Origin of the sequence: Ferruginibacter sp. HRS2-29, from assembly GCF_024343615.1 — a bacterium.
Classification (GTDB): Bacteria; Bacteroidota; Bacteroidia; order Chitinophagales; family Chitinophagaceae; genus Ferruginibacter.
Genome location: NZ_RJUB01000006.1, coordinates 95,932 through 110,752, shown reverse-complemented (window position 1 = coordinate 110,752; position 14,821 = coordinate 95,932). Strand labels below are relative to the sequence as shown.

Below are 14,821 nucleotides of genomic sequence, written 5' to 3'. Positions count from 1 at the left end.
GAATTACGAAGTACGAATTACGAATTACGAATTACGAATTACGAATTACGAATTGAAGGTCGCACGATCAGAATTCGGACTTAGACTTAAGAGAACGCCATTCGTAATTCGTAATTCGTAATTTACAGCGACGCTGTCAGCGTATCGTCGTTCCAATCGTTATTCAGCAGCATAACCTTTTCAATCACTTCCCTCACACATCCTTTTCCGCCATTGATATAAGAAATGTACTGGCTGATATTTTTTACTTCCGTAGCCGCGTCTGCAGGGCAGCAGGGAAGCCCGGCGAGCTTCATCGGCGCCACATCCGGCACGTCATCGCCCATATACAACACCTGCGACCAATCCAGCTGATGCTCCGCCACAAAGGCTTTCAGCACCTCCTGCTTGTTTTTTACAGTCATGTGGATGTTGGTGATCCCCAGCTTTTCGAGCCTTGCCTTTACGGCATCGGAAGTGCCCCCTGAAATAACAAGTATGTGATAACCTTTTTTTACCGCAAGTTGCAGCGCATAACCATCTTTAATATTCATTGTCCGTGCCATCTGGCCATCATTCAGCAAAATGAGCGAACCATCGGTCAATACGCCGTCGACATCCAGTACGAATGCTTTGATGAGCTTAAAATTGGCGAGAACATTCATAGTGAATGGTGAATGGTGAATGGTGAATGGTGAAACTTTCGAAGTTTTTCACAAAAAAGTCAAGTTTAAAAATCCGCCAACTTTTGTTTCAACCTACAACCGGAAGAATTCTTAATTCTTAATTCTTAATTACTTCTGAGCATCTCTCCACTCATATACCCACGTACTCTGGATCATTTCCAGGTGGCCTTCGGTACTTTCTTCCGGCTTGCCGGCAAAATGAGGAAGTTCCAGCACCCACTTGTGCAGGTCGGTGAAGCGGATACGATAGATCTTGCTTTCATCGAATGAGTCGCCGAATTTTTCGTATAACTTGATAGCGATATCCTCGTAATCGTTCCAGTAAATAGGAGGTTCAAATGTCATGATAGTAATTAATGAGCAAATATGCTGATATGCAAATATGCAAAATTAGAGTGGAAGATTTTTATCTATTTGCAGATCCGCCCATGGGCACATCTGCACCTTCTTTCTTTATTCTCCGAGAAATTGAGTCTGGTCGGGTAAAGTCACTTCGATGTTTCCACTGCCGCCGCTATTGAGGATGCATTGACAGCTCAACCTCGAGTTCAACCTTGGGTTTACCGCCCTGTCGATGAAATCTTCTTCCCTGTCGCTCAGCTCTTCTACCAAATCATCCCCTTTTTCGATATATACATGGCAGGTGCTGCAGGCACAAACCCCGCCACAGTTATGATGTAAATCGATATCGTTTTTTAACGCGACTTCCAATATTGATTGATCTGCTTCTACATGCTCTATAGTGATCGGCTCCAATCCTTTCTGCTCAAACTTAAACGTGATATTGTACATAATGCAAATTTCGGACTGCAAAACTAGTGCAAATTACCAATTAAGGAAAATATCAATTTTATTGTACCGTCTTTTGCGACTGATATTTCCTTTTATTGCCCTCCAAACGATTTTTATTGATACAGAATGGCTATATTGCTATACACCCTCATACAACATTTATTATCTTAATATCCCCCGATGCGACAACCTCATTTTACCTATATACTTATCTTGTCTTCCCTCGCTGCAGGTTTGTTTTTTAGTTCCTGTAAGGGTAAGGAGGAAAAAAAGCCTGATAAACCGGTCGCTTCAAAAAAAGAAGATAAAAAGAAAGACAGCCAGGAAAAACCGGCCGATATTCCTGCAAAGCGTCCGCCCGTGATCAATATAACCGATACGGTGGCACAACGCTTTACCATATTATATGTAAAAGACAGTGCTGTCACCAGCGATCGCATCAGCGAAAAACTGGCGAATATCTACGGTTTCAAATTGCCGGAATTCATTTTAAAGAATAAACTCAGGATCACCGGCAGGCCCGTCGCGTGGTACAAAGCCCAGCAATCGCCCTTCTTTTTTGAAGCCGGTTTACCCATCGACAAAAAACCCGCGAAACTCCCCAAAGGTTTTTTCATAAAAACCATCGGCGGCGATAGTGCTGTGGTAGCCCACTTCTATGGCCCTTACGACCTCACCCCTACGGCCTACGAAGCACTCAACAGCTACTTCAAATCGCACAAAAGAAAGCGTACTGCCCCACCTTACGAAATCTATGTAGGCGAACTTTTTGATAAAAAAGGAAAGAAAATAGATCCGTACAAGGTGCAGACGGATATCATATTTCCATACAGATAAAGGTCAATTACGAATTGATAATTACGAATTACGAATGTGGCACTTTCATAGTAATGATCATTCGTAATTCGTAATTGTCAATTCGTAATTATCTACGGGTTCATTATACTATCCGTCAGCCTCATGTAAGTGGTCCTCAATTTTGGATGCGTGCTCAGCGTGCGGAGATGTTTGTCCAGCGTATGGATATCTTTGCGGACTGCAGGGCCGGTCTGCACTTCCATTGGAGATGCATGTTGGATCCGATGGGCGGTTTCCATGATCAATGGCTTCAAAAGATCAAAATTCACGTGTTCTTTTCCGCAGAAATCTTCCGCGATAGCATATAAATGATTGGTAAAATTGCTCACGATCACGGCCGCCGTATGCAGTTTCAAACGTTCTTCATCAGTGGCTTCGCTGACGTTATCCGACAGGGTCTGGGCAAATTCCTTCAGCCACACACGCGTGCCGTCATTGTTGCCATCTACCAGGAATGGTATCGGAGGTATTTCTTCCAGCTCTTTGCGAAGCGATTGCAACGGGTACAAAACGCCATAATTGGAAGACATTTTTTGCAACACATCCCTCGAAACAGAGCCTGCTGTATGCACCACCAGCTTATTTCCGGTCTGGAAATTAGCAAAATTGTCGGTGAGGCTGGCATCCGTAGTAGCAATAATGAAAAGATCGGCGGTGAGGTCAAATTCGCCGGCAAAATCGGTATAGGTAGCGCCAAATCTGTCTGCAAGCTCCCTGGCATGATTGATATTGCGGCTGATCACCTGCGAGATCACATGGTTATTTTGAGAGATCAACCTGCCCAATATCGTAGCCACATTGCCGGCTCCTACCATAACTACCTTCATAAGTTTATATCTTTGTTTGGATGAATATAAAGAAAAAGCTGGCTTTTTTAGCGATACGGATAAAGTTGAGATTCTTGTCTCTCATCAGTAAACGCCTTGCCGGCAAAGCAGCCTTTAAAGTTTTTTGCACACCTTTTCCTGCCGCAAATAACAACAAAAACAGCATATTCAATAGCGGGGAATCACTTGAATTTACCGTAAATAACACACTGGTAAAGGGTTTTCGGTTCAATAAGGGCGGCAGCAAACGCCTGCTGATCCTCCATGGCTTCTCCTCTACCTGCCGCAATTTCCATTGGTACATTACTACTTTTATACAAAAAGGGTACGAAGTGCTGGCGTTCGACGCCCCTGCGCATGGGGCCAGCAGCGGCAGGCAGGTCAATGCGTTAGATTATAGTGCCATGATACAGGAAACCAACAGGTTATACGGGCCGTTCAACGGTTATATGGCCCATTCTTTCGGCGGCATATCGGTTTCACTGGCATTGGAACAGATACCACACAACGAGATGACCAAACTGGCGCTGATAGCGCCTGCAACGGAGACGGTTTCGGCCATAGATGACGCATTTATCATGCTCAGACTGAAAAGCGAGCGTATAAAGAATGCACTGAAAGATGAGATATTCATACTCAGCGGACATAAGGCGGAATGGTTTTCCATTCGCAGGGCGATGAAAAATATCACCGCGGATGTATTATGGATACACGATGAAGATGATGATGTGACGCCGCTCCGCGATGCGCTGAAGGTAAAAGAAGATGCGCACGCAAATGTGCGTTTCGTGATCACAACAACACTCGGGCACCGGAAAATCTACAGGGATGAAGCAGTAAAAAAACAGGTCGTCGATTTTTTTCAATGGGCATAAGTAGTCAGTTTTGCTACATATATATATGTATGTTCAAAAAATCTTCTGAGCCTTAAAACCCTGATTTTCGCCACTTTCATGTAAAATCTTTTTTAAGTGATTCAAAGAAAAATGTCGATTTTTTATTTTTAAACTAATATTGCATACTTGAATTAATAATTAAGAATTAGGAATTAAGAATGCAAAGCAGTTTTCAGTTCTTGTAATTCGTGTTTAAAATTCGTGTCTTTAACCAATAAAAATTCGTGTAATTCGCTAGAATTCGTGTAATAAAAAATATGGCAAAAAATTTATTGATAGTAGAAAGTCCGGCGAAAGCAAAAACGATCGAGGGTATCCTGGGAAAAGATTTCGAGGTAAAGAGTTGTTATGGCCATATCCGTGATCTGGAAAAGAACGACATGGGGATTGATATAGCCAATAATTTCACTCCTAAATATATTATATCACCAGACAAGACGAAAGTGGTGAGCGAGCTTAAAAGCCTGGCGAAAAAAAGTCAGGAAGTTTGGCTGGCATCGGATGAGGACCGTGAGGGAGAGAGTATCAGCTGGCACCTTGCGGAAGTGTTGAACCTGGATCCGAAGACCACCAAACGGATCGTTTTCCATGAGATCACCAAACCGGCGATAGAAAAAGCGGTGCAGAATCCACGCACCATCAATATGGATCTTGTAAATGCACAACAGGCCCGCCGTGTGCTCGACAGGATCGTAGGCTTTGAGCTTAGCCCGGTGCTGTGGCGCAAGATCGGCCAGAAAGGCGGCCTCAGCGCAGGCCGTGTGCAAAGTGTTGCAGTAAAACTCATAGCTGAAAAAGAAAGGGAGATCAACCAGTTCAAGCCTGTCAGCAGTTTCAAGATAGAAGCTTCTCTTGCAGCAACGGATCTCAATAACCGTACTGTAGCTTTCAAAGCAGAAGGCGGCAAATACAACCAGGCAGAAGATGCAGAAAAATTTCTCGAAAGTTGCGTAGGCGCAAAATATACCGTTCGTGATGTACAGGTTCGCCCCGGCAAACGTACCCCTGCAGCACCTTTCACCACGTCTACTTTACAGCAGGAAGCCAGCCGTAAACTGGGATATGGTGTAAGTAAAACGATGTTGCTCGCCCAAAAACTGTATGAAAGCGGTAAGATCACTTACATGCGTACGGATAGTGTAAATCTTGGCGATACCGCGATGGACGCCATTAAAAAAGAGATCAGCAGCAGCTACGGTGCACAATACCTGCAGGTGCGCAAATACAAGAACAAGAATGAAAGCGCCCAGGAGGCGCATGAGGCCATTCGCCCGACTTACATGGAAAATCATTCTGTGAATGATCCCGAATTGAACCGTTTGTACGAACTTATCTGGAAACGTACGATCGCTTCGCAAATGAGTGATGCGGAATTTGAAAAGACCACTGCAAAAATAAATATCAGTACCAACAACGAAGACCTGACGGCAACCGGTGAAGTATTGAAATTTGACGGGTTCCTCAAAGTATACCTCGAAAGTACCGATGAAGATGATACCGAAGAAGGCGACGAAAGCAGGCTCCCGAACCTCACGGTCGGGCAATCGCTGGATTTCAATCACATGACCGCTACCGAAAAATTCACCAAGCACAGCGCCCGTTACACGGAAGCATCATTGGTGAAAAAGCTGGAAGAACTGGGCATCGGCAGGCCGAGTACCTACGCTCCTACTATCTCCACCATCATCAAAAGAACGTATGTGGAAAAGAAGGACAAAGAAGGGGTACGCAGGGAATACCGGGTAATGAGGCTCAAAGACGATGCGATCAAAAAGATCACTGAAACTGAAAATACAGGAGCTGAAAAATCAAAATTATTTCCTACCGATCTTGGATTGGTGGTAACGGATTTCCTCAATCAGCATTTTACGAATGTGATGGATTATTCTTTCACGGCCAACATAGAAAAAGAATTCGATGAGATCGCCGATGGAAAAATGGTGTGGAATAAGATGGTAGGCGATTTTTATAAGCCATTTCATAACGGTGTAGAACATACGCTGGAAACAGCCGAAAGAGCCGTTGGCGAAAGGATGCTGGGAGTTGCGGAAGATGGGAAACCCATCACGGCACGTATGGGACGTTATGGCCCGATGGTGCAGATCGGCGCTCAGAATGATGAAGAAAAGCCGAAGTTCGCCAAGTTGAAATCTACGCAAAGTATAGAAACCATCACGCTTGAAGAAGCGTTGGATCTGTTCAAGCTGCCGCTGATGCTGGGAGAATATGAAGGCCAGGAAGTTTCCGTGAACATCGGAAGATTTGGCCCTTATGTAAAATGGGGGGAACAATTCATTTCTTTGCCAAAAGGTGAAGAGCCCACAGATGTTGATCTTCCGCGTGCGATACAAGTCATCAGTGCCAAACAAATTGAAGATGCGCCGATTGGATTTTACCAGGATAAACCGATCACAAAAGGTAAAGGCCGTTTCGGCCCGTTCATCAAATGGAACGATCTTTTCATCAATATACCACGTGCTTACAATTTTGATGCGCTTACGCAAAAAGATTGCGATGAGCTCATCGAAAAGAAAATAGAAAAAGAGAGCAACCGCTTCATTCAACAATGGCCTGAAGAAAAGATAGCTATTGAAAATGGCCGCTGGGGGCCGTTCATCCGCTGGGGCAAAAAAATGCTGAAGCTCGGACTGAATGCAGAAAACAAAAAAATGACGGCGGAAGAAGCGGCCACACTCGATATTGAAGAAGTAAAGAAAATGATCGTGGCCCAGGAGCCGAAAGCTTTTGATAAGAAAAAAGCACCTGCAAAAAAATCAGCCGCAAAAAAGGCTGCCCCCAAAAAAGCGGCGGCTAAGAAAGCAGCACCTAAGAAGAAATAGATCTCCCGCAAAGAAGCAAAGAGAAAAGCACAGGCGCAAAGACATGATCTTTGTGCCTTTGCTTTTTTGCGCCTGTGCGTGATTTTAGCGCTGACATCCGGCATCTGATAACTGCAACTTGTTATTGCCAACCAATTAACTTTGCCCCATGAACATCAGTATAAGAAACATACATTCTTCAGACAATGCCTCTCTCGCTGTCATCATCCGCAAAGCGCTGGAAGAATTTGGCGCCAATCATCCCGGCACTGTATATTATGATGCCAGTACGGATGCATTGTTTGAGTTATTTCAACATCCCGGTGCTTTTTATCTGGTAGCAGAAGATGAAGGGATATTTTTGGGTGGAGCTGGAATTTTTCCTACAGAAGGATTGCCGGCAGGCACCTGTGAGCTGGTGAAAATGTATCTTTCGCCAACTGCACGTGGCAAAGGGATTGGAAAACTGCTGATCGATGATTGTCTTGCAAAGGCAGCAGCCATAGGCTATACACAGGTTTATCTTGAAACGATGCCGGAGTTAAAAAAAGCTGTAACAGTTTATGAAAAATTCGGATTCGAATACCTGGAAGGGCCGCTGGGAAATACGGGGCATTTCGGATGCGACATATGGATGCTGAAAAAACTATAAACCCCGGAGGTTTTCGAAACCTCCGGGGTTTGTTTTTGCACGCCTGTGGAAAATTTTAACGTGCTGTTTATTTTTCCTGTACGAAATTGAACCCCTAAACCCGAAAGGAAAACATATTGGAAGAAAACAAAGAGATATCAGCATTATTACATCTCATAGATGATCCGGATGAAGAAGTGTATAATACAGTAAGTGAAAGGATCGTTTCATTTGGGAAAGCGATCATCCCCAACCTTGAAGGGCTTTGGGAAACGATCAGTAATGAAGATACCCAGGAGCGGATAGAACTGCTGATACATCGCCTTCATTTTCGCGACCTCACCGAAGAATTCATTGCCTGGCGGGATGGTGATGCCGACCTGCTGGAAGGTGCCCTGATAGTGGCGAAATACCATTATCCTGATATGCAGAAAGAAAATACGCTGAAAGAGATTGAAAAGATCCGTCGTAATATCTGGCTGGAACTGAATACCTACCTCACTCCCATTGAGCAGATCAATGTAATGAATAGCATCTTTTATAATTATTACAAACAAAAAGGTGTGGAGATCAGTTATGATAGCCCCGACAATTTCCTTGTATCAAAAGCGCTGGAAGCAAAAAAAGGAAATGCCATCAGTAATGGCATCCTATACCTGGTACTTTGTGATCAACTGGATATTCCCATCAAAGCGATCAACATTCCGAGGCAATTCATATTGGGTTATTTCGATCTGCAATACGAAGCGCTGAACCCGGTAAAACATTCTTCGGAAAAAATAAAATTTTATGTGGATGCCCTTACGGGGCAAATGTATTCGCATAAGGATATTGAAAATTATTTCAAGAGGCTGGCCGTGCCGCCGGTGACTTCTTATTTCAGGCCGCTCGACAATAAACGCGTTATACAATTCCTGCTGGAAGAACTGAGCAAATGTTTCGACAACGACCGTAACCATTATAAAATGCAGGAATTATTATCACTTGCAGCCCTACTCGATCCATGATCTATCACGTAACTACCAAAACCGCCTGGGAAGCAGCTTTGCAGCATGGGTTTTATGAAGCACCATCGCTTCATACGGAAGGATTTATCCATAACAGTACCGCGGGGCAGGTTTCGGGTGTGCTTGACCGTTATTATAAAAACGCCACCGGCCTGATCCTTTTGCATATTGATGAAAGCAAACTTACATCGCCCCTGAAATATGAGCTGGCACCTTCGGTGAATGAAGAATTTCCCCATATATTCGGCCCGATCAATCTTGATGCTGTTGTAAAAACAGAAGACATCCGGTAAATTTTCTTGCATATTCATACACTGGAAATATTGATCGTGCTATTTTTGGGATTCATTGGGGTTACTATTTATCTTATTGCAGGAAGAAAATCAATTATAAATAAATCAATATGATCACCTGGGAAGATTTTGAAAAGGTAGATATCCGCGTTGGGACTATCCTTGAAGTAGCGGATTTTGAAAAAGCGAAGAAACCGGCTTACCAGTTGGTGATAGATTTTGGCCAGTTGGGTATCAAACGTTCGTCAGCGCAGATCACGACATTGTATACAAAAGAAGAATTGAAAGGACGGCAAATAATCGCGGTGGTGAATTTTCCTCCAAAACAGATCGCTAATTTTTTCAGCGAATGCCTCGTGCTGGGGGTTTATAATGCGGATAAGCAGGTGGTACTGTTGGAGCCGTCGTTGAAAGTGGGAAATGGGGATAAGATCGGGTAAATGTATGATGTGAGATGTATGATGTATGATATCTTTCAAGCAGAAAATACTTTGTGAAACTGGATTTCGTAACAACCGAAAGAAATCATACATCTCACATCATACATCATACATTTGAGAATTTCTCAAAATAACTCCCCAGCTTCTTAAAATTTTCCCGGTTGATGGTAATGAAATTATTCCGACCTTCTTTACGGCATTCGATAAGTTCGCTATCCGACAATAATTTGATATGATGCGAGCAGGTAGGCTGAGATAAACCTGTAAGCGAAACCACATCGCAGCAACGCAACGAACCTTTTTCCAGTATTTCATGCAGGATACTCATGCGGTAAGGATCGGCCACTGCAGCCATCGCTTTTTCGATAAATCCGGTATCGGCACGTTTTAAAGTAGTCATTTCTGCTGCAAATATAGACCCATTGTGGCTTTGCAAAAACATTTTTGTAATTTTATTATCTTCCATGAACGAAACGATTTTTTATAACAGCCCCTTAGGAATACTCAGGCTTTCCAACAACGGGAATGCCCTCGCCGGGATGAGTTTCGTGCAAACCGGGAAAAATAAGCACCTTACAGATGAAGAAATAAAATTTATATCCCCGCAAACGGGTATCCTGCAAAAATGCATCACCCAACTCGACGACTATTTTGCCGGACGCGAACTGAATTTCGATCTACCGCTTCTCCAACCCGGAACTGAATTTCAGCAAAAAGTATGGGTAGAGTTACAGAATATAAGCCCCGGCAAAACCATCAGTTACCTGCAGATGAGCAAGAACCTGGGAAACGTAAAAGCCATCCGGGCCGTGGGCACGGCCAATGGAAGAAATAATATCGCCATCATCGTTCCCTGCCACCGCGTGATCGGCAGCAACGGAACATTGGTAGGTTATGCCGGCGATCTCTGGCGCAAGCAATGGCTGCTGGATCATGAAGCGAAATTTGTGAATGGGGTGAGGACATTGTTTTAGTCAATAGTGAATAGTCAATAGTCAAATCTTCAAAGAGTATTTAATTTATCAGGTCCACTCTGCGTGAACTCTGTTAACTCATGTTCTCTGCGGTAGAATATCCGTGTGGCTAAAGTTATTGGCATAGAATTAGAACATTCCAACTAAATGATCTACTATGGTAAAAATTTTTATTTCGCTTTTTGCAGTTTCGTGTTTCACATTATCTTCCTGCAACAATCTGCAAACCAAACAAACCGAAACCGTTTCTGCCGATGATGCCGCCCTCAACAAAAAATACCATCTCGATAAGATCACCTTACCGGCCGGCTTTAAAATTTCGGTCTATGCCGAAGTACCGAATGCAAGGAGCATGACACTTTCCCCGTCCGGCATTTTGTATGTAGGCAATCGCGGGGAAGAAAATGTGTACGCGGTGGTGGATGAGAACAAGGATGGCAAAGCGGATAAAGTATACAAGATCGCCACCGGCCTCAATACACCCAACGGTGTTGCGTTTAAAGATGGTAACCTGTATATAGCGACCATCAATTCTATCCTGCGGCTCGACAATATTGAAGCACATCTGCAGGATCCGCCGAAGCCGGTGATCGTGTATGACAAATTTCCGACCGATAAACAACATGGCTGGAAATTCATCGCTTTCGGGCCTGATGGAAAATTATATGTTCCGGTTGGTGCCCCTTGCAATATCTGCGAAAGCAAAGATCCGATCTATGCATCCATCACAAGAATGAATCCGGATGGATCGGCGCCGGAAATATTTGCTCATGGTATCCGTAACAGTGTCGGTTTTTCCTGGCATCCGCTCACAAAAAAATTATGGTTTACTGAAAATGGCCGCGATGAAATGGGCGATGATGTTCCCGGTGATGAGCTGAATACTGCTCCTGACAGCGCTATGCTCTTCGGTTACCCCTATTGCCACCAGGGAAATATATTAGATCCTGAGTTTGGCAAAGGAAAAAACTGCGGCGACTACACTTCACCGGTGCAAGTGCTTGGGCCACATGTGGCGGCCTTGGGTATGCGTTTTTATACAGGTAAAATGTTTGACAGCAGTTATACTAACCAGGTATTCATTGCCGAGCATGGCAGCTGGAACCGGAGCAAAGCTGTCGGTTATAAAATATCGCTGGTGAAACTGGATGCCAATGGAAAATCATTGGGTTATGCCCCTTTTGCAGAAGGCTGGTTGCAGCCGGATGGAAAAGTCCTGGGCCGCCCTGTGGATGTAGAAGTGATGCAGGATGGAGCGTTGCTGGTAAGTGATGACTACAGCGGAGCCGTTTATAAAATCACGAAGTGATTTTTAGTGAATAGTGAATGGTCAATGGTCAAATCTTCGTCTTTTTTTATGAAAACTGGAGTTTTCTATTTCAGAACTTTTAAAAATATAAACTTTCAATTGTGATACACACTTCGGAGATTTAACTATTCACCATTCACTGCTATCAATCTCCTGAAATAACAAACGTTATCGGCTGACGTCTGTAAGCTTCTACTGTGATGCCAAAAAAATTTGCCGGGGTCCATTTTTTTGCTTTTCTAATAATTCGGAGGCCTTCTTCTTCCATTCCATATCCAAAATTTGTTTCTGCAGAAATATCGGTCAGTTCTCCATCCGTTTTTACTTTGAACCGAATGATCACCTGGTATATTCCATTTTTCGCCTTATTGTCTACCGGCACCATAGCATTAAGATTTTGCCGGATATAATTCGTCCATGACCTGTCTCCTCCGGGATATTCTGCTTCATTCATTTTTCGTGTATGTACGGGCGAAGACTTTGTAACTCCATTTGAGTCTGTTATATTCAAAACACCATCTGTGCCTGTAAAGAAGGCGTCATACTTTAACCTTAGAGAGTCATACATTTTATAGGTATAAGTGTTTTTTATGGAATCTGTTAGTTCATAATTCCGCAACATGCCGCTTTTAGTGTATTCATATTTTGCGTAGATAAATTTCACTCCTTCCTTATAAAGGATCGAATCTGTCATACGTCCGGATGTATCAAATTTTTTCCAAACCCCGGTTTCCAACCCTTTTTTATAATCACCTTCCGTTTCAACACGCTGATTGAAATAATAAGAGCGAAAATGACCTTCCATTATATTTAGTGCGGAATCTGTAAAGTGCGCAGTCATTAAGCGACGGCCATTCAATTTGTAGAAAAATTCTACTTTCACGAGATCGTTTTCCTTAAAACCCTTTGCTGTAAAAAAAGCATCTTTTGATGGGGCAGCATTCAGGTTCTGATCGAATGAGTAGGAATATTGCGGAGATTGAGCAGTTGATGCAAAAATTGAAATGTACAAACAAGTTGTCAGGAGTATTCTTTTCATAAAAAAACAAATTGGGCACGAATATACAAGTCGAATGATCACAAATCCGTTCATTTCTGAGATTATAAACCAGATCTGTATTAAAAAAACTTCAAAGGTTTCACCATTCACCATTGACTATTTCATGTCATCCCCACCAAAGCTCATCGGCAGCAATAACGTAGACTTTTCCAGAACAATGATCTTCCCATCCCTTCCGGATAAGATGAGGCGGATCGGCTGCTGTGTCCTGTCTTCATATTCACGCAATGCCTGCCGGCACATGCCGCAGGGGGAAACGGGCTTGCTGCTATCTCCGTTAAGATTGTGGTAACTCACTGCCAGCGTATCGATGGGCACATTGGTATGCAACATGGCCGCGGTGGCCAGCAAAGAACGTTCGGCGCAGATGCCTACCGGAAAAGAAGCGTTCTCCTGGTTGGTACCCATTACTACTTCACCGTTGGCTAATTTTGCGGCAGCACCCACCAAAAAGTTGCTGTAAGGGGCATATGCTTTCGCGGTCACATCCCTTGCGGCCTGCACCAGCTTCGCATCTGCTTCATCCAGTTCGCTGATATCATTATATGATTCGTATTCAAATTTTATTTCTTCTTTTTTCATTTGGCAAATTTTGCTGGGATAAAAAATCCTCCCTGTATTACTACAGGGAGGACAATTATATAATGTTGAAGTTACTGAATTATTGGCAGTAAACCTATTTATTTTATAGAACGGAAAAAACGTTTCCACCTTGGGCCGTGTTCCCAACTGAACCATATAAGCGATGCTTTACCTACCACATGATCTTCCGGCACGAAGCCCCAGTAGCGGCTATCCAGCGAATTATGGCGGTTATCACCCATCATCCAGTAATAATTCATTTTAAAGGTATAACTGGTAGCATCTGCATCATTGATCTTGTATTTGCCGTTATTTTCTTCAAATTTATTGCCTTCGTAAACTTCGATACAACGACGGTACCTTATCACATTATCCGGCGTAAGCTGAATAGTACCGCCTTTTTGAGGGATCCACAACGGACCGTAATTATCAGCAGACCATTTACTGTTGGCGTTATAATAAGGGAATAAAGAAGACTCAGGTTCCGAGATATATTCCACAAGCTCAACGGTAGCAGGCAATTTCGCGTTCGATATTTCCTCGTTCGATACATTCACTATATAAGTACCATCGTTCCTTGCCATAAAATCTTCGTCATTATGCGGATCTATGCCCCAGCTCTGCAGGATGTCTTTGTCTACGTACAATGGTTTATCAGCCGCTGATTTATTTCTCAGGATATACATCCTTTCCATCTGCGGAAACAATTGCTGCGGCTGACCGTTTACATGTACACGCCCATTGATCACCTGCAGGCTATCGCCACCGATCGCCACGCAACGTTTGATGAAGTTCTCCCTTTTATCGACCGGCCTGGTGATGATCATGCTGCGATAACTCTGCAACACGGCATCACGGCCTAATTGCCGCACGGCCTGGTAATAAGTTACCTGGCTGCCGAATTTCTGTTCGGGATCGTTGATCAACGTATCATTTACCGGAAAATTAAATACCACCACATCATTTCGTTTTACATCGCTGGCAAACCACCGTTTGTAGGGCAATGAAATGATCTCGGTGTAGGATTTTGTATTGATGATGGGCAAGGTATGATGCACAAAAGGCACTGCCAGCGGGGTATTCGGGAGGCGCGGCCCATAACTGAACTTGCTCACGAAAAGAAAATCGTTTACCAGCAAGGTCTTTTCCATGGAAGGTGTGGGAATGGTGTAAGCTTCAAATACGAATGTGCGTATGATGGAAGCCGCTACTACCGCAAAAGCCGCCGCATCGATCCATTCCCGGGCGCCTGATTTTTTATAGTTATCTACCACTTTCTTGCCCGCGTAACGTTCGTTCGGCGAAAAACCCATGTACGGGAAATAAATGAACGGGACCAAAACGGTAGCCGCGTGGTGCAGGAAACTGAAACGGCCGAAATATTCTACAAATTTTATCGTGATCCAGATAGTGATGAACTGCCCGGCGATGGGGATGAATTGCAGAAAAAACCAAACTTTTTTAAGTTCCATCTTTTCTACCATGCACCAGGTATTGTAAAAAGGAATGAACGCTTTCCAGCCTTCTATACCTGCTTTCTTAAACATTCCATACAGACCAACGTGCCAGCCAATGGTAGCTACAATAAAAATGATCCAGCCAATACTCATATAAGATTTTATTTAAACGGGGCAAAAATAGTGATCCCAATCTGTTATTGGATGCAGA

General features: G+C 43.6%; 17 protein-coding genes. 9 read left to right on the top strand and 8 right to left on the bottom strand.

All coding sequences use genetic code 11. The features are described 5' to 3' along the window. Nucleotides 1–122: 122 nt before the first annotated feature. The 3 genes from EGI32_RS03825 to EGI32_RS03815 all read right to left on the bottom strand — a co-directional run bounded on the left by EGI32_RS03825 (nucleotide 123) and on the right by EGI32_RS03815 (nucleotide 1,457). On the bottom strand, nucleotides 123–644 hold the full coding sequence (locus EGI32_RS03825) for an HAD family hydrolase (protein WP_255154045.1): 522 nt from the start codon (nucleotides 642–644) through the stop codon (nucleotides 123–125). A 129-nt stretch (nucleotides 645–773) separates the two neighbouring features. After that, the gene (iscX, locus tag EGI32_RS03820) at nucleotides 774–1,010 is read right to left on the bottom strand and encodes a Fe-S cluster assembly protein IscX (RefSeq protein WP_255154044.1); all 237 of its coding nucleotides are present in this window, start codon (nucleotides 1,008–1,010) and stop codon (nucleotides 774–776) included. A 108-nt stretch (nucleotides 1,011–1,118) separates the two neighbouring features. Continuing rightward, nucleotides 1,119–1,457: a 2Fe-2S iron-sulfur cluster-binding protein gene (locus EGI32_RS03815; protein ID WP_255154043.1), complete on the bottom strand. Its 339-nt coding sequence runs from the start codon at nucleotides 1,455–1,457 to the stop codon at nucleotides 1,119–1,121. A 180-nt stretch (nucleotides 1,458–1,637) separates the two neighbouring features. Here EGI32_RS03815 and EGI32_RS03810 point away from each other — a divergent pair, with 180 nt between their 5' ends. Continuing rightward, entirely contained in the window at nucleotides 1,638–2,294 is a 657-nt protein-coding gene (locus EGI32_RS03810; protein WP_255154042.1) for a GyrI-like domain-containing protein, read from the top strand. Between the two features lie 92 nt (nucleotides 2,295–2,386). On the opposite strand, the gene EGI32_RS21265 is transcribed toward EGI32_RS03810, so the two are convergent. Continuing rightward, nucleotides 2,387–3,214 (bottom strand): Rossmann-like and DUF2520 domain-containing protein, encoded by an 828-nt coding sequence (locus EGI32_RS21265; RefSeq protein ID WP_255154047.1) that lies wholly within the window; start codon nucleotides 3,212–3,214, stop codon nucleotides 2,387–2,389. A gap of 2 nt (nucleotides 3,215–3,216) precedes the next feature. Between EGI32_RS21265 and EGI32_RS03800 the strand changes: the two genes are divergently transcribed. The 6 genes from EGI32_RS03800 to EGI32_RS03775 all read left to right on the top strand — a co-directional run bounded on the left by EGI32_RS03800 (nucleotide 3,217) and on the right by EGI32_RS03775 (nucleotide 9,228). Then, nucleotides 3,217–4,017, top strand: coding sequence for an alpha/beta hydrolase (locus EGI32_RS03800; protein WP_255154041.1), 801 nt, complete (start codon nucleotides 3,217–3,219; stop codon nucleotides 4,015–4,017). 278 nt (nucleotides 4,018–4,295) lie between these two features. After that, the gene (topA, locus tag EGI32_RS03795) at nucleotides 4,296–6,878 is read left to right on the top strand and encodes a type I DNA topoisomerase (protein ID WP_255154040.1); all 2,583 of its coding nucleotides are present in this window, start codon (nucleotides 4,296–4,298) and stop codon (nucleotides 6,876–6,878) included. A 148-nt stretch (nucleotides 6,879–7,026) separates the two neighbouring features. Further along, nucleotides 7,027–7,509: a GNAT family N-acetyltransferase gene (locus EGI32_RS03790; RefSeq protein ID WP_255154039.1), complete on the top strand. Its 483-nt coding sequence runs from the start codon at nucleotides 7,027–7,029 to the stop codon at nucleotides 7,507–7,509. A 116-nt stretch (nucleotides 7,510–7,625) separates the two neighbouring features. After that, entirely contained in the window at nucleotides 7,626–8,495 is an 870-nt protein-coding gene (locus tag EGI32_RS03785) for a transglutaminase-like domain-containing protein (RefSeq protein ID WP_255154038.1), read from the top strand. Beyond that, nucleotides 8,492–8,788, top strand: a complete 297-nt coding sequence (locus EGI32_RS03780; protein ID WP_255154037.1) for a DUF952 domain-containing protein — start codon at nucleotides 8,492–8,494, stop codon at nucleotides 8,786–8,788. Before EGI32_RS03785 ends, EGI32_RS03780 begins: the two co-directional genes overlap by 4 nt. Before the next feature lie 104 nt (nucleotides 8,789–8,892). Continuing rightward, nucleotides 8,893–9,228 carry a tRNA-binding protein gene (locus tag EGI32_RS03775; protein ID WP_369681623.1) on the top strand — a complete coding sequence of 112 codons (336 nt, stop codon included), beginning with the start codon at nucleotides 8,893–8,895 and terminating at the stop codon, nucleotides 9,226–9,228. Nucleotides 9,229–9,334: 106 nt separating this feature from the next. On the opposite strand, the gene EGI32_RS03770 is transcribed toward EGI32_RS03775, so the two are convergent. Next, nucleotides 9,335–9,694 carry a helix-turn-helix transcriptional regulator gene (locus tag EGI32_RS03770; protein WP_255154035.1) on the bottom strand — a complete coding sequence of 120 codons (360 nt, stop codon included), beginning with the start codon at nucleotides 9,692–9,694 and terminating at the stop codon, nucleotides 9,335–9,337. On the opposite strand from EGI32_RS03770, the gene EGI32_RS03765 reads away from it, so the two are divergent. Then, the gene (locus EGI32_RS03765) at nucleotides 9,693–10,202 is read left to right on the top strand and encodes a methylated-DNA--[protein]-cysteine S-methyltransferase (protein ID WP_255154034.1); all 510 of its coding nucleotides are present in this window, start codon (nucleotides 9,693–9,695) and stop codon (nucleotides 10,200–10,202) included. The genes EGI32_RS03770 and EGI32_RS03765 overlap by 2 nt on opposite strands. A gap of 157 nt (nucleotides 10,203–10,359) precedes the next feature. Further along, nucleotides 10,360–11,511 carry a sorbosone dehydrogenase family protein gene (locus EGI32_RS03760; protein ID WP_255154033.1) on the top strand — a complete coding sequence of 384 codons (1,152 nt, stop codon included), beginning with the start codon at nucleotides 10,360–10,362 and terminating at the stop codon, nucleotides 11,509–11,511. A gap of 145 nt (nucleotides 11,512–11,656) precedes the next feature. On the opposite strand, the gene EGI32_RS03755 is transcribed toward EGI32_RS03760, so the two are convergent. The 3 genes from EGI32_RS03755 to lepB form a co-directional block, all read right to left on the bottom strand. After that, the gene (locus EGI32_RS03755; RefSeq protein ID WP_255154032.1) at nucleotides 11,657–12,604 is read right to left on the bottom strand and encodes a hypothetical protein; all 948 of its coding nucleotides are present in this window, start codon (nucleotides 12,602–12,604) and stop codon (nucleotides 11,657–11,659) included. A 63-nt stretch (nucleotides 12,605–12,667) separates the two neighbouring features. Next, complete coding sequence (locus EGI32_RS03750; RefSeq protein WP_255154031.1) at nucleotides 12,668–13,153, bottom strand: cytidine deaminase; 486 nt, start codon at nucleotides 13,151–13,153, stop codon at nucleotides 12,668–12,670. Between the two features lie 98 nt (nucleotides 13,154–13,251). Further along, nucleotides 13,252–14,763, bottom strand: coding sequence for a signal peptidase I (lepB, locus tag EGI32_RS03745; protein WP_255154030.1), 1,512 nt, complete (start codon nucleotides 14,761–14,763; stop codon nucleotides 13,252–13,254). Between the last annotated feature and the right edge of the window lie 58 nt (nucleotides 14,764–14,821).